Source organism: Flavobacterium sp. PL11, from assembly GCF_035985025.1.
GTDB lineage: Bacteria > Bacteroidota > Bacteroidia > Flavobacteriales > Flavobacteriaceae > Flavobacterium.
Genome location: NZ_JAXCIA010000016.1, coordinates 21,617 through 42,721 on the forward strand (window position 1 = coordinate 21,617; position 21,105 = coordinate 42,721).

Consider the following 21,105-nt stretch of genomic DNA (forward strand, 5'->3'; position numbering starts at 1 on the left):
GGCATTAATAAAAACTTGATAATCAATAAAACTTAGGGGATATTACAATATGTTAAAACTCATTAAAGACTTAAACAACTATTTTTAATTTATAACAATCGAACTTTAGAATTAGTGGAGGCGCTACATAGCCCTGATGATCCCGAAGCGTCAGGAGATATCTTCGCAATGAAACGGAGAGGTCAAGGCGAAAGCAGGACCGCATGCTAATGAAAGAACTAAAACAGCTGCTCCTAAATAACTAATGAATTTTGTTTAAATAAAATGCTAAACCAATGAACAAATAAAGTACATTCCTTATCTTTGCAATCTGAAAAATGATATATGGAAACTGTTTTAGAAAATACTTTAGCTGTTACAACCGTTAATAAAACTGAGCTGCCTGTTAGTAAACCAAAATGGTTGAAAGTAAAACTCCCGATAGGTCAGAAATACACTGAACTTCGTGGTTTAGTAGATAAATATAGCCTTAATACAATATGTACATCGGGTAGTTGTCCTAATATGGGTGAGTGTTGGGGAGAAGGGACGGCAACGTTTATGATTCTAGGAAATATATGTACTCGTTCTTGTGGTTTTTGTGGTGTCAAAACAGGACGACCAGAAACGGTTGATTGGGATGAACCAGAAAAAGTAGCTAGATCCATAAAAATCATGAATATCAAACATGCAGTAATTACTAGTGTAGATAGAGATGATTTAAAAGATGGCGGTTCTATAATTTGGATTGAGACGGTAAAAGCCATTAGAAGAATGAATCCCAATACAACGTTAGAAACTCTAATTCCCGATTTTCAGGGAAATGAAAGAAATATTGATCGTATTGTAGAGGCTAATCCTGAAGTCGTTTCACATAATGTAGAAACTGTACGTAGGCTGACTCGCGAAGTGAGAATTCAAGCAAAATATGATAAAAGCCTAGAGGTTTTACGCTATTTAAAAGAAAAAGGTATTAATAGAACAAAGTCGGGAATTATGCTTGGTTTGGGTGAACTCGAAGAAGAGGTTTATCAAACAATGCGTGATTTACGGGCTGTAAATGTTGATATTGTCACTATAGGTCAATATTTACAACCTAGTAAAAAACATTTACCTGTCAAAGAATTTATTACCCCTGAACAATTTGAAAAATATGAGAAGTTTGGTTTAGAACTTGGTTTTCGACATGTGGAAAGCGGACCATTAGTTCGTTCATCTTACAAAGCGCAGAAACATATTCTATAAATTTTTTGAGTTCAAAAAAGTCAGTAAATATAAAAATAAGGTGAAAATAAGAATTGCAATAAACGGTTTTGGTAGAATAGGTAGAAATTTATTTAGATTATTAATTAACCATCCAGAAATTGAAGTCATTGCTATAAATGATATCGCAGATACTAAAACGATGGCTCATTTAATAAAATATGATAGTATACACGGTGTCTTGCCTCACACTGTTAGTTATGATGAAAAAGGAATCAGTGTTGATGGAAAACACTATTTATTTTTTCATGAAAAAAAAATCGCAAACCTAGATTGGAAAAGTAATACTATTGATTTTGTGATTGAATCAACGGGAAAATTTAAAACATTTGAGGAACTAAATGCTCATATTTTGGCTGGAGCCAAAAAAGTAATTTTATCGGCTCCATCTGAAGTTGATACTATAAAAACAGTAGTTCTTGGCGTTAACGAAGGAATTCTTGATGGCACTGAAACCATAATTTCAAATGCTAGCTGTACAACAAATAATGCGGCACCAATGATGAAGGTCATTGATGAACTTTGTGGCATTAAGCAGGCCTATATTACCACAATTCACTCTTTTACTACTGATCAAAGTTTGCACGATCAACCACATAAAGACTTACGTCGCGCTCGCGGTGCGAGTCAGTCTATAGTGCCTACTACAACTGGAGCTGCAAAAGCTTTGACCAAAATATTCCCTAAGTTTGAAGGGAAAATTGGTGGCTGCGGAATTAGAGTTCCTGTTCCTGATGGTTCCCTAACAGATATAACGTTTAATGTTAAAAGACAGGTGACCATTGCCGAAATAAATGCAGCCTTCAAACTAGCAGCAAAAACTACATTAAAAGGAATTTTGGATTATACTGAAGATCCTATTGTATCTGTTGATGTAATAGGGAATAGAAATTCCTGTATATTTGATGCGCAACTCACTTCGGTTATCGAAAAAATGGTAAAAGTAGTAGGGTGGTATGATAATGAAATAGGATATTCCTCTCGATTAATAGATTTAATTCTTTTGACAAGTAAGAAAAATGATCAATAAGAATTATCATCAAAATAAAGTGGTAAAAAATGAAATGGCTTTTCGTTTATTTGCTGTTCTCTCAAACTATACTATTTTCTCAAACTCCTGAGATTATAGATAGTCTTGCCTTTTATAGTAACTCGAATTTTCCATTAGTTGTTAATAACAAATATAACGAGGCTTTAAAACAAGCGCAAACTGCTATAATTATAGCAGAAACTTCCAAAGACATCAAAGAACAGGCATCAGAAAATTATAATCTTGGAAAACTTTACTTTGAACTAAATAAATATAATGATGCTATTGGATCCCTTTTAAAAAGCGCGGCCCTTTATAATAATTTAGAACCAAATTCGAAGCAACTAGCCACCTATTACTATCTCAGTTTAAGTTATTTTGCAAAACATAAAATAGACACCTCGGCTCTTTATTTTGAAAAAGCCAAAACTATACATTCTCTTTTAAACATACCTGACAGTTCAGCATTGCTCAATCTGCAAAAAGCAATCTTATATAAAGCAAAAAATAAATTAAATTTTGCAAAAACTATATTTACGGCTATTAGTATAAAACCGACCAATGAATCTATCTTATACGCAAAAATAGAATCTCTATATCAGATAGGAAGTATTGAAATTCAAAGTAAGAAAAATAATTTAGCCATAAATTATTTAAACAAAGCTTTAGAATTAAATAATACAACTGAAAATCTTGAACAGCGATCTAGCATATTACTTGCACTTAGTATTGCTCACGAAAATATTTTAGATAAAAAAAATGCTTATTTATATTTGAAACAGCATCTTAATTTAAAAGAACGCATTTCAATTTTGAATAGCACTAGACTCGGTATAGATGATTATACCAAATTTAAAGAATCAGAGAGACTTAAGGAAATTATACAAACCAATAACACAATTAAAGACCAAGAGAAAACTAATAAATTCTCTAAGCTCGTTAGTATATTAGCAATAGCACTTATTTCCATCTTATCATTACTAAGTTTGGCATTATATAAGAATAACATTATCAGGAATCACTCCAATTTATTACTGAAAGAAAAAAATAGTGAACTAGAAATCGCTAAAAATAAAGCAGAAAAAGCTTCAAAGGCTAGATCTGAATTTCTTTCGACAGTAAGCCATGAACTACGTACACCATTAAATGCTATAAATGGGATTACGCATTTATTACTCGAAGAAAAACCTAAAAAAGGACAACTAGATTATTTAACATCATTAAAATTTTCTGGTGACTATCTTACCAAATTTATTAATGAGATATTAGAAATCAATAAAATAGAATCTAATAATAGTGAAGTAGAACTGATAAATTTTAATCTTAAAAAATTAATAACAGGAATACACAATTCTTTAAAAGAATTAGCCTCGATAAATAATAATAATTTGACATTAAATATAGATTCAGCTATCCCAGAATTCTTAATAGGTGATCCAACAAAATTATCTCAGATTATTTTAAATCTTATCAATAATGCTTTAAAATTTACTAAAGATGGCTCCGTTGCAGTCATAATTAATGTACACAAGAGTGAAAACGACACAACATGTATTTACTTTGAAATTTCTGATACTGGAATCGGAATTCCTGAAAACAAAATATCGAGTGTTTTTGATAGCTTTTCACAAGGTTCTATTGAAGTTAATCGCAAATATGGTGGTACTGGACTAGGACTGACCATTGTTAAAAAGTTAGTTAAGATATTGGGTGGAAAGATAAAATTAAAAAGTATTGTGGGTCAAGGTTCTACATTCTCATTCAAATTAGCATTTAAGGAAGGTGAAATCCCAATAGAGATACAAAAAGTATTACAGTTTGATTATATTTCTAAATTGAAAGATAAAAAAATATTAGTGGTTGAGGATAACAAAATCAATCAAATGATTACCAAAAAAATGCTTGAAAACAAACAAGTTATTTGCAAAATGATTGATAATGGTGAAGATGCAGTTGAGGAAGTTCGAAGAAATAAATATGATATGATTTTGATGGATGTCCATTTACCTGGTATAAATGGAACTATTGCTACAGAACTAATTCGATCATTTGATAAGACAACGCCCATTATAGCACTTACAGCAATATCTCTGCATGAAAATCGCGAGATGCTATTATCTTTTGGAATGAATGAAGTAATAACTAAGCCATTCATTCCAGAAGATTTTTATACTGTAATTGCACAAAATATTTAAAACTAATAGTTTACAATCAATTCTCTTATAAGCTTTCTTACTTTAGGTTCTGCTTCTTTTGCAGCTTCGAGAACCTCATCATGTGAAATACTTCCGATGCTTTCCTCATTTCCCATATCAGTAATTACAGAAACACCAAAAGTCTCTAAATCCATGTGACGCGCTACAATTACCTCTGGAACAGTAGACATTCCTACACAGTCTGCACCAAGAATTTTAACCATTTTATACTCGGCTAAGGTCTCAAATGTTGGTCCTTGTAGTCCTAAATAAATTCCTTCATAAACCTCAATATTTAAATTCTGAGCAATGGCTGTTACCTTAGCAATCATTTTTCTAGAATAAGGCTCGCTCATATTTACAAATCGTGGACCAAAACGCTCGTCATTTTTACCACGAAGCGGATGCTCTGGTGTCATATTAATATGATCTGTAATCAAGACAATAGAACCAACTTTATAAGCCGGATTTACACCACCAGAAGCATTAGAAACAATTAATTTTTGAACACCTAAAAATTTCATTACTCGAACAGGAAACGTAACTTCTGTCATAGAATATCCTTCATAAAAATGAAATCGTCCTTGCATAGCAACTACTGTTTTGTCTCCAATTGTACCAAAAACCAGCGCACCTTTATGACCTTGCACTGTTGATACTGGAAAATTAGGAATTTCATTATAAGGCAATGTATGCACTATTTTCATTTCATCAGTAAAACTTCCTAATCCTGACCCCAAGATTATACCATATTCTGGTTTGAAATTAAATTTGTCGTTAATATAATTAACGGTTTCTTGAACTTGTTCCCACATAATTTAAAATTGTTTTATCAAAATTATTACCCGAATTGTCATTGTTAGCAACAAATTTACTTTGTATAGGTAAATAAAAAAGCTGTTCACTTGGCAAATTTCCTTTTAATCGCACATAATCTTTTTCGGTTGTAATAATGATTTTATTTTGAGCTAATTTTTTAATTTCTAAAATGTCTTTATCTGTAAAATTATGATGGTCTGGAAAAGACAAGCAAACATCATTTATATTTTTTAGGTAAGTGAAAAAAGGCTGTGGTTTAGCAATTCCAGCTACTAATAGTTTAGAATTTACCTGAATTTTGCTTGCTTTTATTTTTTGGTTTTCACCAAAGATAAACTCGTTGTAAGCTATAAAAGTAAAGTATAATTCTTGCTTAGCAGAAAGTTTTAACTGATTTCTGATGCTATCCTGTTTTTCAACTGAAAGAGTAGCGGGACATTTAGTAACTATAACAATATTTGCTCTTTTAGCTCCATTTTTACTCTCGCGCAAATTGCCCATTGGAAGAATAAAGTCTTGTGAATAGAGATCGCCATAAGAAGTTAATAATATATAAAATCCAGCTTTAACTTTGCGGTGCTGAAAAGCGTCGTCTAGTAATATAACTTCCGGCTTTTCTTTTTGCGAAAGCAATTGTTCAATTCCATTTTTTCTATTAGCATCTACGGCAACTTGTATGTTTTTAAATTTTTCAAAAAATTGGAAAGGTTCGTCGCCTAGGAGTTTTACATTGGCATTTTTATCTGCTAAAATATAGCCTTTTGATCCTCTTTTATAACCTCGGCTTAGTGTAGCAATTTTATAGTTGTCACTTAACAATCGAATTAAATATTCAATTTGCGGCGTTTTTCCAGTTCCGCCAACACTGAGATTACCAACGACAACAATGGGCAAATCAAAAGAGTATGATTTTAATATATCTTTATCAAAGAGAAAGTTTCGAATACTCGTTATAATACCATATAAAATGGCAAATGGAAAGAGTATTTTTCTAATTAAATTCATATTGCGAAAGTAGTAATTTGAGCTGAATTGACGAATTTAATCCTTTTTATTTCAGTAAATGAATTATATTTGATCTTGCTGTTTTAGTAAATTTAATTTTATTGATAAAAATTAAAATCAATCTTTTTATGATTGTAATTAAAATTTTTACGATTTACTAAAGGGACATTAAACCTTTGACTATCACATTTGCTCTTATCAAAATCAAATTAACATCTTTAACTATAAAATGAAAATAAAAGAAATTATATATATACTTGAAGAAATGGCACCGCTCGCCTATGCTGAAGATTTTGATAATGTAGGATTATTGGTGGGAAACCAAGACGTAGAGGCCATAGGCATACTCGTTTGTCATGATGCTTTAGAAAGCATAATAGATGAAGCAATTATCAAAAAATGCAATTTGGTTGTTTGCTTCCACCCTATTTTATTCTCTGGGGTAAAGAAAATTACAGGTAAAAATTATGTAGAACGTGCTATTATAAAAGCTATAAAAAATGATATCGCTATTTATGCAGTTCACACCGCTTTAGACAATCATCAATATGGCGTAAATAAAATTTTCTGTGATGCGCTTGGTTTAATTAATACTAAGGTGCTTATCCCAAAACAAAATTTCATTTATAAATTAGTAACTTTTACTATTCCAGAAAACGCAGAAAAAGTTAGAAACGCGCTCTTTAATGCTGGTGCAGGAAATATTGGGAATTATAAAGATTGTAGTTTTAGTTCAAAAGGAATTGGGACGTTTATGGGCAACGAAAATAGCGATCCGCAATTAGGAAGCAAATTTGAATTTGTGCAAACAGAGGAAGTAAAGATCGAAGTTACATTTGAGAAACATTTAGAAAATAAAATCCTAAAAGCATTGTTTGCAAGTCATCTGTATGAAGAAGTAGCTTATGAAATTTACGAGCTGCAAAACCAACATCAAAATATTGGTTTGGGAATGATTGGCGAGCTAAAGATGCCAATGAAAGAAAAAGAATTTTTGCTTTTTGTCAAGGATAAGATGCAAGCTGATGGCATTAGGCATTCCAACTTTATAGATAAAGAAATAAAAAAAATAGCAGTGCTTGGCGGTGCTGGAAGTTTTGCCATAAAAAATGCAATTCAAGCTGGAGCCGATGCTTATTTGACTGCTGATTTAAAGTATCATCAGTTTTATGAAGCCGAAAACAAACTTTTATTGGCCGATATTGGACATTTTGAAAGCGAACGCTATACAAAAAATTATATTGTAGAGTATCTTCGAAAAAAAATCCTTAATTTTGCCGTTATTTTATCAGAAGAAAATTCAAATCCAGTTAAGTACTTATAGAATATGGCGAATACGAAAGAATTAAGTGTTGAAGACAAGTTAAGAGCGATTTACGATTTGCAACTTATTGACTCTAGAATTGACGAAATTAGAAACGTAAGAGGAGAACTTCCTTTAGAAGTAGAAGATTTAGAAGATGAAGTGGCTGGTTTAAGCATACGTGCAGAAAAATTAAAAGGAGAGCTTGAAGTTGCTGAGAATAATATCAAAATAAAGAAGAATGCCATTGATGAGCATAAAGAATCTATTAAAAAATATACTAAGCAGCAAGAAACGGTACGTAATAACAGAGAATTTAATTCGCTGACCAAAGAAATTGAATTTCAAGAACTTGAAATTCAATTGTCTGAAAAACAAATTAAAGAAATGAAGGCTTCTATTGAGCATAAGAAAGAAGTAATTTCAAGTTCAAAAGAAAGATTAGAGCAAAAATCTAATCACTTAAAGCATAAAAAATCGGAGTTGGATGCTATCATGTCTGAAACTGCGAAAGAAGAGGCTTTCTTATCTGAGAAATCAGCTGAATACCAAGCTTTAATTGAAGAGCGTTTATTAAAGGCATACACTAGAATAAGAACTAGCGTTCGAAATGGTTTAGCGGTTGTATCTATTGAAAGAGGTGCCTCTGCAGGATCATTTTTTACAATACCACCACAAACTCAAGTTGAGATTGCTTCTAGAAAGAAAATCATTACTGATGAACACTCAGGAAGAATTTTAGTAGATAGCGTGCTTGCTGATGAAGAAAAAGAAAAAATGGATCAATTATTTGCTAAGTTTTAGATATACATAAGTCCCGACACCCATCGGGACTTTTTTTTTATATTATATTTGGTCTGCTTTGCAGACTTTTTTGGTTATTATATTAAGTCTATTTGATGAAAAAAACACTTTATTTTTTGCTTACCAAGTCGATTGGATCCTACATCAACATATTGATTTATCTGTTTCCAAAAAAAGCAATTAAAATAGCGCATTGTTATTTTAGCGAACCTAGAAAAGGAAAAATTGAAAGTAATAAACTTCCTGAAACCCTACAGAAAGCGAATCTAGAGATTATCACTGATAATGATAATATAATCCAAACTTATATTTGGAAAGGGAGTGAAACTATCATTTTGCTGATTCATGGATGGGAAAGTAATTCGTCAAGATGGAAGAGAATGTTACCCTATCTTATTGAATCTGGCAGTACCATAATTGCTATCGATGGGCCTGGACAAGGATTGTCAAGTGGAAAGGAATTTACAGTACCTGATTATGCAGCGTTTATTAATATTGTTGCCAAAAAATATAAACCTCATTACCTAATTGGTCATTCTATGGGTGGTAAAACAAGTTTATATTATCATTATAAATATCAAAATCCAACTTTAAAAAAGATCGTTATTTTAGGAGCGCCAAGTGACTTTACTGTTATTTTGAAAAATTTTATTGTTCTTTTAAGTTTGAATACAAAAGTTACTAAAGCTTTGGAAAATAAATACACAAAAATATTAGATACAAATTTGGCACAGTTTGCATCAAAGGAATTTGTTTCAAACATGGAAACTAAAGGTTTTTTAGCACATGATATTGATGACACTATTGTATTGTTCAAAGAAGGGGAAAAAATTGCGGCACAATGGAAAGATGTTCAATTTGAAATAACAAAAGGATTGGGACACAAATTACATGATGACGCTTTATATAGAAAAGTAAGTACGTTTTTATTTGAATAAACGCATGCATATTCTAAAATGCTATCAAGTACGTAATTAGAAGCAAACAATGTCGTTATTTTTTGCAGTATAAGCCAATTAAGATTTAAAAAATAATCTTTCATAATATTTGAAATTATAAGGGTAAAGGACAGCTGTTTAGTTTTAAATTAAGAACATATAAGTAACTAAACCACAACAGCTAAATACCACAAGAAATTGTTGCTATGACTTACTTATTCTTGTAGCTAACGAAAAACTTATTCCAAATTTTCTATTTTTCTACTTAATTAATTTACCAATTTTCTAATTAACTAATTTTCTAATTACTTACTTTTGCATTATGGAAGAAAATCTAAAACGTCTTAATAAATTTATAGGAGAAACGGGCTTTTGTTCACGTCGTGAAGCCGATAAAATCATCGAAGAAGGTCGCGTTACCATTAATGGAATTGTGCCTGAACTAGGAACAAAAGTTTCGCCAAATGACGAAGTGCGTATTGACGGAAAATTGATCCGTGAAAAAAACGAGAAACCTGTTTATCTTGCTTTCAACAAACCGGTGGGAATAGAATGTACGACTAATTTAGAAGTACGTAATAATATTGTAGATTACCTCAACTATCCCAAACGTATTTTCCCCATTGGACGATTAGATAAAGCCAGTGAAGGTTTAATTTTCATGACTAATGACGGAGATATCGTCAATAAAATATTACGTGCCAGAAACAACCACGAAAAAGAATACACCGTAACCGTAAACAAATTAATCACCGATCGTTTTATAGAAAAAATGGGAAATGGTGTTCCTATTTTGGATACTATTACAAAAAAATGTAAGGTAGATAAAGTTAGCTCTACCACTTTCAAAATCATTTTGACCCAAGGTTTAAACCGACAAATTCGTAGAATGACGGAATATTTAGGGTATGAAGTTACAGCCTTAAAACGCATCCGAATCATCAATATTTCGCTTGATATCCCTGTAGGTCGTTATCGTGATTTGACGGAAGCTGAAATAATAGAAATGAACCAACTCATAGAACCTTCTATTAAAACCGAAGAAGGAAGTTTGCCAAAAATAGAACCTGTTGTAAAAAGAAGAACAGAGTTCATAAAAAGAGACGACCCGAGGTTTAAGAAAAGAGGTGATTATTGAATGGTAAGTTTTACTCTTATTGAATTTTATAGTTATTTAAATAATATTTGCATAAAAAATAAATCACTTTCCACTTTTAAAATTTATCATAATAATATTTCATATTCTCGCAAATTATTTGAACATAGCAATTACAATGTATTTTTAATATTGCTGTTTAGTTAAAAGTATCTTGCATTAGAAAAATCGAGCCATTTGATTAACTAGAAATTGCGATCTATCTTAAACTTTAAAAATAAAAAAAGCCTTTATCTTACGTAAAGGCTATATTTAAAAAAATTTTTAAATTTGAATGGCAGACACTAAGAAGTGTTTATTTAATTAGATCTTAGATTAAAGAAAATTTATTTCAATAATTACAAAATGTAAATTATTAATTAATTGCTTTGAAAAGTTACAATTCAAGTAAATATAAATTTTAAAATTATTTACTTCTTTTCATTTCTCTCGCAATTAACGTATTTTTTAGAAGCATTGCAATAGTCATTGGACCTACTCCGCCTGGAACTGGAGTAATATAAGAAGCTTTTTTACATACTTGCTCAAAATCCACATCGCCAGTAATAACATATCCTTTTTCATTAGATTCATCTGGAACACGAGTAATACCAACATCAATTACCACAACACCATCTTTAACCATATTGGCTTTTAGATAGTTTGGCACTCCTAAAGCAGTAATTATTATATCAGCTTGTATCGTTATCTCCTCAATATTTTTAGTATAGCTATGTGTCAAAGTAACGGTGGAATTTCCAGGGAAACCTTTACGACCCATTAAAATACTCATTGGTCTTCCTACAATATGGCTACGACCTATAACTACAGTATGTTTCCCCTTTGTCTCTACTTCGTACCTCTCTAAAAGTTCTAATATTCCAAAAGGTGTTGCAGGAATAAATGTACTCATGTCTAAGGCCATTTTCCCAAAATTCTCTGGATGAAATCCATCAACATCTTTACTAGGATCAACCGCCATAAGCACTTTTTGTTCATTGATTTGCTCTGGCAAAGGCAACTGAACAATAAATCCATCTATTTCATCATTCTCATTGAGTTCTTTAATCTTTTTTAGTAATTCAACTTCAGTAGTAGTACTTGGCATTTTAACTAAAGTAGATTCAAACCCAACTCTTTGACATGCTTTAACTTTACTTCCTACATAAGTTAAACTAGCACCATCATTACCAACAATTACAGCTGCTAAATGAGGAACTTTTTCCCCTTTATCTTTCATTTTTTGTACTTCAACAGCGATTTCAACTTTTATATCTTCTGCTGTTTTTTTTCCGTCTAATAATTGCATTTATTATTGTTTTTGGCTTTTGGTTTTTGACCGTTGGCACATTTAATAGTTAGCTATATTTTATCCTTTAAAACCGATCACTTGAAAACTGAACACTAATTGCGGAACACTGAACACTGATTACGAATCTCTATCTCATTCCAGGCATTCCTCCGGGGATTCCACCTTTCATGCCACCCATCATTTTCATTAGGTTTTTTCCGCCTGGTCCTTGCATCATTTTCATCATCTTACTCATCTGCTCAAATTGTTTCATTAATTGATTGACTTGTTCGATTTTGGTTCCAGAACCTTTTGCAATTCTCGCCTTTCTTTTTACATCAATAACTGCAGGTTTACTTCTTTCAATAGGCGTCATAGAGTGAATTATAGCTTCAATATGTTTGAATGCGTCGTCTTCAATCTCAACATCTTTCATGGCTTTTGAAGCACCTGGAATCATACCAACCAAGTCTTTCATATTACCCATTTTCTTTACCTGCTGAATTTGAGAAAGGAAATCGTCAAAACCAAATTCGTTTTTAGCAATTTTCTTTTGGATTTTTCTAGCTTCATCTTCGTCAAATTGTTCCTGTGCTCTTTCTACCAAAGACACAACATCTCCCATCCCTAAAATTCTTTCGGCCATACGAATAGGATAGAATACATCAATAGCATCCATCTTTTCACCAGTACCTACAAATTTAATTGGTTTGTTAACAACCGTTTTTATCGAAAGAGCCGCTCCACCACGGGTGTCACCATCTAATTTAGTTAGGATTACTCCATCAAAATTTAATCTATCGTTGAATGTTTTTGCGGTATTTACTGCATCTTGACCCGTCATGGCATCTACAACAAACAAGGTTTCTTGCGGTTGAATCGCTTTATGAACACGTTCAATTTCGTTCATCATCTCTTCGTCAACAGCCAATCGGCCTGCTGTATCGACAATAACCACATTAAATCCATTTGCTTTAGCGTGCTTAATTGCATTTTGAGCAATTTCAACTGGATTTTTATTCTCTGGTTCTGAATAAACCTCAACTCCTATCGAATCTCCTACAACATATAATTGTTGGATCGCTGCTGGACGATAAATATCACAAGCAACCAATAGCGGTTTTTTGTTCTTCTTATTTAAAAGATAATTAGCTAGTTTTCCCGAGAAAGTAGTTTTTCCTGACCCTTGTAAACCTGACATAAGGATAACAGTTGGATTTCCAGAAAGATTGATTCCCGCAACATCACCACCCATTAATTCTGTTAGTTCATCTTTTACAAGTTTTACTAACAGTTGTCCTGGCTGAAGCGTTGTTAATACATCCTGTCCGAGTGCTTTTTCTTTTACTTTAGTGGTAAAATCTTTTGCGATCTTAAAGTTGACATCGGCGTCAAGCAAGGCTCTACGAACTTCTTTTAGCGTATCAGCTACATTTACTTCGGTGATTTTTCCGTGACCTTTAAGTATATGAAAGGCCTTGTCTAGTTTATCGCTTAAATTATCGAACATAGTATTGATTTATTTTGAAATGCAAAGATAAACTAATTAGATAATTAGGCAATTAGATACATTAGATAATTGCTGGATATTTTAATGGTCTTTTGAAATAAAAAAAAATAGATTGTGAGCTGCTTTTAACGGATAAAGTGTCGAGTAAATTAATGTTAGTTCTACAACATGTAATAAGTTGTGGTATCACTTCATTTATGTTACAATTGCTTTCTTTGGATTAAACAGTGAACACAAAATCCTCAACCTTGGAAATATTAAAAAACTGGATTGAGATCAGGACAATACAGTAATATTGGGAAGAAAATAATTTTTTTACAAACCATGTCTTTCGAATAATGAAAAGTGGCAATGTCGATAAGTATTAAAAAACTAAAAATCAAGTACTCAAAGTCACAAACTTTGCAGAGTAATTTTTAAATCAAAAACATGTGCTTGCTACTCATAATCGTTAATCAAGAAAATCATATAAACCAATAATTTACTCGAGTCGAAGCATTTATTTATATCCGTTTAAAACTGAAAAAACCATCCTCAAAGTTGGAGATTTTACGGGGCACTTATACGACAAAAAAACGACCTCATATTGAAGTCGTTTTAAGTTTTTTAGTAAATAATATTACATTCTCTCCGGAACATTTATACCTAACAATTTAAAGGAAGATGCAATAACATCAGCTACTTTTTTAGACAATTGTACTCGGAATATTTTCTTATGTAAATCTTCTTCGCCTAATATAGATACCGCCTGATAGAATGAATTATATGCACGTACTAAATCATAAGTGAAATTGGCTAACAACGCTGGACTATGATGCTGCGCTGCGTTTTGGATGACTTCAGGAAACAGCTCTAATTGCTTAACTAATTCTTTTTCTTTTTCATGAAGTATAGTTATTTCTGATTTATTTGTAAAATCAAAATCTGCCTTTCGAATTATAGATTGAATTCTGGCATAAGTATATTGTATAAACGGACCTGTATTTCCAGCAAAATCAACGGATTCTTCTGGATTAAACAAAATGCGCTTTTTAGGATCTACTTTTAAAATATAATATTTTAAAGCGCCAAGACCAATTGTGTTATATAATTTAGCTTTTTCTTCTTCCGAATAACTGTCTAATTTTCCCAAATCTTCCGCAATTTTCTGAGCCGTATCTGTCATTTCTTGCATCAAATCATCAGCATCAACAACAGTTCCTTCGCGGCTTTTCATTTTGCCTGATGGTAAATCTACCATTCCATAAGACAGATGGAATAAATTTTTAGACCAGTCGAAACCCAATTTTTTTAAGATTAAGAATAAGACTTTAAAATGATAATCTTGTTCATTTCCTACTGTATAGACCATTCCGCCAACATCTGGAAAATCTTTTACACGTTGAATCGCTGTTCCAATATCTTGTGTCATATAAACAGCAGTTCCATCAGAACGCAATACAATTTTACGATCTAAACCTTCTTCGGTTAAATCAATCCAAACCGAACCATCAGGATCTTTTTCGAAAACACCTTTATCTAAACCTATCTGAACAACATCTTTTCCTAATAAATAAGTATTACTTTCATAATAATACTTGTCAAAATCGACTCCTAAATTTTTATATGTAATAGCAAAACCATCATAAACCCACTGGTTCATCATTTTCCAAAGTTTAATAACTTCTTCATCGCCGGATTCCCATTTCAAAAGCATTTCTTGTGCTTCTAAAATAATTGGCGCTTGCTTTTTAGCTTCATCTTCAGTTTTACCAGCATTCATTAAATGTGCTATTTCTTCTTTATAAGCTTTATCAAAAGCCACATAATAGTTACCTACTAATTTATCTCCTTTTAATCCAGTTGATTGCGGGGTTTGTCCGTTTCCTAATTTCTGCCAAGCCAACATAGACTTACAAATATGAATTCCTCTATCATTGATTATTTGGGTTTTATATACTTTTTTCCCACTCGCTTTTATTATTTCAGCTACTGAATAACCTAATAGATTGTTACGTACATGCCCTAAATGAAGGGGTTTATTAGTATTAGGTGAGGAATATTCTACCAGAATTGCTTTTTCATTTTCGCCACCGCTTTGGGATGAAGATACATAACCAAACTTGTCATTATCTTTTATTTTAGCGAAAAATTCTATATAATACGTGTCAGAAATAACAATATTTAAAAATCCAGATACCACATTAAACTGGCTTACTTCGGTCAAATTTTCAACTAAATAGTTTCCTATTTTATTCCCTAATTCAACGGGATTGCTTTTTACCATTTTTAAAAGTGGAAAAATGACCATTGTTATATCGCCCTCAAATTCTTTCCGTGTGGTCTGAAATTCAACTTTATCAAGAGTAACGTCAAATAATGCTTTTACAGCTTTTTCGACAGCGGGCGTAAGAATTTGTGGTAATGTCATTTTATCAACTTTTTTAAGAGCGCAAAGATAGTTATTCTAAAGGAATTTGTGAATTGAGAGTTATAGAATATATTTTATAATCAAACCAAAATCTATAGTCTTTATTTAAAATATAGTTCCCATATTAAAATTCTTGATATGTATATCATAAAGTGGAATATAAAGAAGATAATTTTATATTTAAAAGTGTGAATAAGACAATGAATGAAAATAATTGTATAACTCAATTTCTTCAGTAAATATTGACCTTTATCATATAGCTATTTATTCAAGTGGTACTAAAAATTCAAGAAGAAATGTTCTACTATAACTTGTGAAGTGTTACTTTAAAAATGATTTACTAAGAGATCGTAAAATAAGAAACAATATAAATTTTACTTATTATCAATGTTATCTTTTGCGGCGACTATCGAAAAGGGTATTGCAGAAAAACTGAAAATAAAAGAGGATAAAAGAACTACAATAAACAGGAGAGATTCTACAAGAAATATTCAGGAGAGATTACAGGCGTTTTAAAAGCACATAGAATGACTAGTAAAAAGTAAAATTTTGACGAATATAAGCAATCATTTGAAACCTAATTTATCAACTTTATAAAAAACATTAATTACAGTTACATCAAAATAAAAGTAAAAAAAACTTCTTACCCATATTTTTGAATTTCCTAATGGAAATTATACTTAAATATAGTTTGAGAAAGAGGCAGATATTTTTTTTGTAAACACTTGAATAATAATATTAGCCAATTCAAAACGCGCAGCTAACATAAAAAAACATCAAATATATTACTAATAATCAATTCAAGTATTTTAAGCTCGGAGTAAACAATCAATTAAAAAGTATTTTCAGTTCCAATGAAGATAAAAATTATCACTGTTTAAAAGACATTAATAGTAATTTAATTGAAGAAAAAATATTTAAAATAAAACATCAAATTTTTAATTGTTCTATGATTAATAGTATGAGTTTAAATATCAAAACATTTTAAAATTTTTAGATAGAAATATATTTTACAAAAGGTAATATTCGATAATGAAAATCAAAAGGATATAAAAATTTACAAAACTAAGGAAAATGAAAAAATTACAAGATAAAGTAGCAATAATAACTGGTGGAGCTGGTAGTATTGGAAAAATCACTGCCAAACTATTTTTAGATGAAGGAGCTAAAGTGATGTTAGTTGACCTTGACGGCGAGTCCCTTGAAAAAAATACAAAAGAGTTGAACAGTGAACACGTTAAATATTGTGTTGCCGATGTAACTAAAGCTCCCGAGGTTCAACATTACATTGATGAAACAGTTAAAATATTTGGAGAAATTGATATTTTTTTTAACAATGCTGGAATTGAAGGCGCCGTGAAGCCAATAGTAGATTATCCTGAAGAAATTTTTGATAAAGTTATTGCTATTAATGTCAAGGGTATGTGGTTAGGAAATAAATATGCGATCCCTCACATGAAAGATGGAGGAAGCATCATCATGACTTCATCTGTTGCAGGAATTTTAGGATCGGGCAATATGAGTGCTTATATTATTAGTAAACATGCCATTATAGGAATTATGAGAAGTGCAGCTATTGAGGTAGCACCAAGGAAAATTCGAGTAAATACGGTAAATCCGTCCCCTGTGAATAGTAGAATGATGCGCTCTATTGAAGATGGTGTTTCATCTGGTAACGCAGAAAAAGCACAACGCGATTTTGAAGCAACTATACCACTAAAACGTTATGCCGAACCTGAAGAAATTGCCAAATTAGTTCTATTTCTCGCAAGTGATGACAGTCAATTTATTACAGGAACCACTCAAATTATAGATGGTGGTTTGTCAGCTCAATAATAAAATTTGATAACTTATTCACCTTGTCAGCTTAAAAGATAAATTGATTATTGAATGGTCAAGATCTTTTTAACTCATACGGTATTTATTAGTACTTCTTGAACTAGAAATTAATATAGCGATATTTTATTTTTATTTTTTAAAAAATTTAATTCAGTGGAAATTGTACTCTTGTTTTTTTTAGTTTATCTTTCTAGTTAGACAGTGAGTGTCGAAATTCTTAATTAACTAGTATTTTATTGTTAAATAAATTTTAATAAAATTAACAATTATTCACTTTGTGATTTAAATTAACACAAAAAATTAGATTATTTAGGCTGTCTAACCCATCTATGATTGCACTTTAAAATTAAAAACATAATAGTAAAACTTTATGATCATTAAACATTACTGTGAAATAAGCAACTTTAAAACATTATTTTATAAGATATATTTATTATTTTTTTTTGAATTTTACAATTAGAAAAAATTCTTTTTCTAAATAAATCAATTATAAAATGGAAAATGAAATGCAAAATGACATTGTAGCAATAGCTACAACATCAGCAAAAACATTAGCTGCAGCAGTTCAAGCAGCTGGATTAGTCGAAACTTTACAGGGAGAGGGTCCATTTACTGTTTTTGCTCCTACTGATGCAGCTTTTGCTGCTATTCAGTCAGATGTTGATGAATTATTAAAGCCAGAAAATAAATCAAAACTTACTAAGATTTTGACTTATCATGTAGTAAGTGGTAAAATGAATGCAGCTGATTTAAAAGATGGCCAAGAATTGACAACAGTTGAAGGAAGTAATCTACATGTAAAGATAAAGGATGGAAAAGTAACAATAGGAGACGCTAATGTTACATCTGCAGATATCATGGCATCAAATGGAGTCATTCATGTTATTGATCAAGTATTAATGCCAAAAGATTAAATTTCTTAATTAAAAATAAAACCTTACTCATGTGAGGTTTTATTTTTTGTATATTAAAATTAACACTTTTCTTTTAAAAATAAATTAATTAATGCACTAAAATTCAGAATTTAGCGAGGGAGCTATTTTATAATTTTTTTAAAGATATAACTCTTAATTAATTTTATACTAATTTATTTATCAGTAATTCACATTACTGCAATAAAATATTAAACCTAAAAGCGTATGTTTTTAAAAAGGATCTAGTATTAGTGGAAAACAATGAATCTTGACTAAAAAGTTAATAATTCCCTGAAATAAGAAAAAATTTATCTAAACCTATTTTAATCCTTTTTTTATAAAACGATAACTTTAATTTAAAACTTCTAAATACATAAATACAATGGAAAACAATCATCAATATGAAGTCAATGTCGAATGGACAGAGGATAGAAAAGGAATAATTTCGTCACCCGTTTTACACCAAAAAATAGAAATTGCAACGCCACCTGATTTTCCAAAAGGAGAACCAAATATTTGGTCACCTGAACATCTATTTATTGCGGCCGTTAATAGTTGCATCATGAATACTTTTTTTGCCATTGCCGAAAATTCTGAATTGGAATATGAAAGCTATAAATCTAATGCTATTGGTATTGTAAAAAAAAGCGATGAAACGTTTACGGTAACTGAAATAAAATTAAAAATCATCTTAACCATTGCTAATGCCGAAGAATCTGATAAAGCGTTGCGAGTTATAGAAATGAGCGAGAAAAATTGTTTGATTTCAAATTCTGTAAAATCAACTATAATAGTGGAACCTGAAATTATAATCTCTTCTTAATTAAAACTTTATTCCTTGCAAAATAATTATTGTAGTAAAATCTAGCTTATTTTACAAGCTGAATTATTTGAATTTAAAATTTAACAAAGGGAATCATTATGTTATGAACCAAATGAAATACGTTGGTAACATTAATTAAAAAGAATTTATCGCTATCAACTACACTTTAAAAAAAATAAACATGAAAAAAGAAAATAAGAAAGATAATAAAGAAGAAGATCCTTGCTGGAAAGGGTATCATCAATTAGGAATAAAAACTAAAGATGGTAAAAAAGTGCCAAACTGTGTTCCTAAAAAAACGAAAAATTAAAAATTAAAAAAGTAAATAGATTATTTAAAAGCTGAATTTGATCTCCATTTTCTGTTATTGCTTTAAGTGAGTAAAAACATCACCTCTTATCAGACCCGCTTGGATGATTACATTTTAATTCTTGTCATGGCTATTTTAGGTGTAATATCGATTTTTTTGTTAAAATTAATCAGAATGCTAAAAAGAAAGATATAAAATTGTTCAACTATAATAATAGAGAAAATTAATATTGATGAGCATTTTTAGTTCACTTGACTACAAAATTAAATATGGTGTAAAGAATTGAAATAGTCTAAATAATAAGATCCAATAAAGCTTACTATTCGTTACATTAAATGGTCAGATACTTTCTACTTTATCTTTTTTAAAAATATTTCATATTTTGTAAAGATTCCAAATAGTAGGAAATTATCTGTTTAAATTTTTTGATTAAAGTTAAGAAAACAACTTTAGCACATTAAAAGTTTCATTTAAAAAAATTATCGTTCAAGATTTTCTTTTAATGTTACTAAACTACTTGCAATATCTTCACCTATTAATTTTTCAAGATCTACAAAGTAAATTATAATATTTAGTGGAAAATTATAAAAACTACTAAAAGTCCACGTCACTTTAGTTTCGTTTTCATTAATTGCTGTCAATGCAATTATAGCAATTGACTTTAAGGGTAATGGTTTTGTAAATTTTATATTACAGCACATTTCTTCTCCTTCTACTATTTTTGATATTGTTTGGGTGCCTGTACCGATACTATTTATTTTGCTACTCCATGAATAAGTAAAACCAACTTCACCATCAATTCCAGAATAGGACTTTACTGCATTTGGATCTTTTCTATTATAATAACTATACTCATTTTGATTTCTAAGAAGTTTTATGTAATTAAAAATTTGTTGTTTTGGTTTATTAATTCTTATCTCTCTAACAATTAAATAATCATTCTTTAAATAAGACCCTAACACAATTACGGCGATGGCTATTATTAAAATTACAGTCATATTTTTTTTATAAAAGTACGCAATTCATTTCATTTTTGATTTAAAAATTAAAACTTACGTGGCAAATAACCTATTTCTTAAATAAACGAATTTTATTCTGTATGTTCTTTTATTTTTCAACTAACCGTTTATAATTGCGGTAGTTAAAAAATATCAACTTTTAAGCAAAGTAAAATTAATTGATTCACTAAATGACATCTTATTTTGTTTCGCTCCATAGTCAATACAATAAGAATACATATCGCCGTTATTTTAACAAATTTTTTGTGCATCAATAAAAAAAACTGATTGTGGTTAAAATTTTATTTGTCGTCAATAAACCGAGTCCTATAGAAATTAGCATAAAGGAAATCAGCATATTAGTAATAGATATTTTTAGATAGTGCGCCAATAGCTTAATTAACTGACTAACTGACCAAAATAAATTAACAAGTTTTTAAATTAATTGTCTTTTGATGTGAGCGAAAAAATTTTACTATTTTATCCATAATAAATCCTAATTGATTATTTCTATCAGGAACTAAATGGGGTACTTTATA

At 30.4% G+C, this 21,105-nt stretch carries 17 protein-coding genes; 11 read left to right on the top strand and 6 right to left on the bottom strand.

What is annotated here, in order from left to right:
• Positions 1–324: 324 nt before the first annotated feature.
• From lipA to RCH18_RS09960, 3 genes are read left to right on the top strand one after another with little or no spacing between them, the layout of a single operon-like run.
• Positions 325–1,224: a lipoyl synthase gene (lipA, locus tag RCH18_RS09950; protein WP_326936604.1), complete on the top strand. Its 900-nt coding sequence runs from the start codon at positions 325–327 to the stop codon at positions 1,222–1,224.
• Positions 1,225–1,264: 40 nt separating this feature from the next.
• Positions 1,265–2,272 carry a type I glyceraldehyde-3-phosphate dehydrogenase gene (gene gap, locus RCH18_RS09955; RefSeq protein ID WP_326936605.1) on the top strand — a complete coding sequence of 336 codons (1,008 nt, stop codon included), beginning with the start codon at positions 1,265–1,267 and terminating at the stop codon, positions 2,270–2,272.
• 29 nt (positions 2,273–2,301) lie between these two features.
• Positions 2,302–4,467, top strand: coding sequence for a tetratricopeptide repeat-containing hybrid sensor histidine kinase/response regulator (locus RCH18_RS09960; protein WP_326936606.1), 2,166 nt, complete (start codon positions 2,302–2,304; stop codon positions 4,465–4,467).
• A gap of 2 nt (positions 4,468–4,469) precedes the next feature.
• Here the strand turns inward: RCH18_RS09960 and RCH18_RS09965 are convergent, their stop codons facing one another.
• Together RCH18_RS09965 and lpxK are read right to left on the bottom strand one after the other, a co-directional pair.
• Positions 4,470–5,282 carry a purine-nucleoside phosphorylase gene (locus RCH18_RS09965; protein ID WP_326936607.1) on the bottom strand — a complete coding sequence of 271 codons (813 nt, stop codon included), beginning with the start codon at positions 5,280–5,282 and terminating at the stop codon, positions 4,470–4,472.
• On the bottom strand, positions 5,254–6,291 hold the full coding sequence (gene lpxK / locus RCH18_RS09970; protein WP_326936608.1) for a tetraacyldisaccharide 4'-kinase: 1,038 nt from the start codon (positions 6,289–6,291) through the stop codon (positions 5,254–5,256). The genes RCH18_RS09965 and lpxK overlap by 29 nt, the downstream gene beginning before the upstream one ends.
• Before the next feature lie 229 nt (positions 6,292–6,520).
• On the opposite strand from lpxK, the gene RCH18_RS09975 reads away from it, so the two are divergent.
• From RCH18_RS09975 to rluF, 4 genes are all read left to right on the top strand, one after another.
• Positions 6,521–7,615, top strand: a complete 1,095-nt coding sequence (locus tag RCH18_RS09975; RefSeq protein WP_326936609.1) for a Nif3-like dinuclear metal center hexameric protein — start codon at positions 6,521–6,523, stop codon at positions 7,613–7,615.
• Positions 7,616–7,618: 3 nt separating this feature from the next.
• On the top strand, positions 7,619–8,398 hold the full coding sequence (locus RCH18_RS09980) for a zinc ribbon domain-containing protein (RefSeq protein WP_326936610.1): 780 nt from the start codon (positions 7,619–7,621) through the stop codon (positions 8,396–8,398).
• A 95-nt stretch (positions 8,399–8,493) separates the two neighbouring features.
• Positions 8,494–9,336, top strand: coding sequence for an alpha/beta hydrolase (locus RCH18_RS09985; protein ID WP_326936611.1), 843 nt, complete (start codon positions 8,494–8,496; stop codon positions 9,334–9,336).
• A gap of 322 nt (positions 9,337–9,658) precedes the next feature.
• Complete coding sequence (rluF, locus tag RCH18_RS09990; RefSeq protein WP_326936612.1) at positions 9,659–10,474, top strand: 23S rRNA pseudouridine(2604) synthase RluF; 816 nt, start codon at positions 9,659–9,661, stop codon at positions 10,472–10,474.
• Positions 10,475–10,898: 424 nt separating this feature from the next.
• Here the strand turns inward: rluF and RCH18_RS09995 are convergent, their stop codons facing one another.
• From RCH18_RS09995 to argS, 3 genes are all read right to left on the bottom strand, one after another.
• Entirely contained in the window at positions 10,899–11,780 is an 882-nt protein-coding gene (locus tag RCH18_RS09995) for a bifunctional 5,10-methylenetetrahydrofolate dehydrogenase/5,10-methenyltetrahydrofolate cyclohydrolase (RefSeq protein WP_326936613.1), read from the bottom strand.
• A 130-nt stretch (positions 11,781–11,910) separates the two neighbouring features.
• Positions 11,911–13,272: a signal recognition particle protein gene (gene ffh / locus RCH18_RS10000; RefSeq protein ID WP_326936614.1), complete on the bottom strand. Its 1,362-nt coding sequence runs from the start codon at positions 13,270–13,272 to the stop codon at positions 11,911–11,913.
• A 619-nt stretch (positions 13,273–13,891) separates the two neighbouring features.
• Positions 13,892–15,682, bottom strand: a complete 1,791-nt coding sequence (argS, locus tag RCH18_RS10005) for an arginine--tRNA ligase (protein WP_326936615.1) — start codon at positions 15,680–15,682, stop codon at positions 13,892–13,894.
• Between the two features lie 1,074 nt (positions 15,683–16,756).
• Between argS and RCH18_RS10010 the strand changes: the two genes are divergently transcribed.
• The 4 genes from RCH18_RS10010 to RCH18_RS10025 all read left to right on the top strand — a co-directional run bounded on the left by RCH18_RS10010 (position 16,757) and on the right by RCH18_RS10025 (position 19,568).
• Positions 16,757–17,518: an SDR family NAD(P)-dependent oxidoreductase gene (locus tag RCH18_RS10010; RefSeq protein ID WP_326936616.1), complete on the top strand. Its 762-nt coding sequence runs from the start codon at positions 16,757–16,759 to the stop codon at positions 17,516–17,518.
• A gap of 497 nt (positions 17,519–18,015) precedes the next feature.
• Complete coding sequence (locus RCH18_RS10015; protein WP_326936617.1) at positions 18,016–18,435, top strand: fasciclin domain-containing protein; 420 nt, start codon at positions 18,016–18,018, stop codon at positions 18,433–18,435.
• A gap of 382 nt (positions 18,436–18,817) precedes the next feature.
• Positions 18,818–19,258: an OsmC family protein gene (locus RCH18_RS10020; protein WP_326936618.1), complete on the top strand. Its 441-nt coding sequence runs from the start codon at positions 18,818–18,820 to the stop codon at positions 19,256–19,258.
• 181 nt (positions 19,259–19,439) lie between these two features.
• A complete protein-coding gene (locus RCH18_RS10025) occupies positions 19,440–19,568 on the top strand; it encodes a hypothetical protein (protein WP_326936619.1) in 129 nt (42 codons plus the stop codon).
• Between the two features lie 479 nt (positions 19,569–20,047).
• On the opposite strand, the gene RCH18_RS10030 is transcribed toward RCH18_RS10025, so the two are convergent.
• Entirely contained in the window at positions 20,048–20,566 is a 519-nt protein-coding gene (locus RCH18_RS10030) for an SRPBCC family protein (RefSeq protein WP_326936620.1), read from the bottom strand.
• Positions 20,567–21,105 lie beyond the last annotated feature (539 nt).